Source organism: Allocoprococcus comes (assembly GCF_013300725.1).
Taxonomy (GTDB): Bacteria; Bacillota; Clostridia; order Lachnospirales; family Lachnospiraceae; genus Allocoprococcus; species Allocoprococcus comes_A.
On sequence record NZ_JAAIMM010000117.1, the window covers coordinates 1 to 441 of the forward strand.

At 38.1% G+C, this 441-nt stretch carries 1 protein-coding gene; it reads left to right on the plus strand.

What is annotated here, in order from left to right; translation table 11 throughout:
• Positions 1 to 10: 10 nt before the first annotated feature.
• The coding region (locus tag G4407_RS16330; protein WP_173689712.1) for an HAD hydrolase family protein at positions 11 to 441 on the plus strand (431 nt) is incomplete at its 3' end.

Sequence of the window (441 nt, forward strand, 5' to 3'; positions counted from 1 at the left end):
GAAAGGTAGAATGAATAGAGCAGCATTATTTTTTGATATTGATGGGACCGTACTCAGTGAGATTACAAAAGAGATTCCCGCAAGTACGATAGATGCACTTAAAAGGGCACACGACGCAGGACATTTTTTGTTTATCAATACAGGAAGAACGTACTGCAGTGTTCCGGTGGAACTGAAAAAACTTCCATTTGATGGATATCTGTGTGGATGTGGGATTTATTTTACATTTGATGAAGAAGTTATTTTTGAAAAGCATCTGGATCCGGAGAGAGGCGATGAGATCGCTGATTATATGACAAAATGTCAGATTGATGGGATTTTTGAGGGAGCAGAAGATGTGTATTTCACTTCAAGAGTTTCAAGATTTGACAGATTGGAAAATACAAAAAAATACATGAATAACCGTGGACTTGGAATCGAGCGTTATATGGAGCAGAGAAG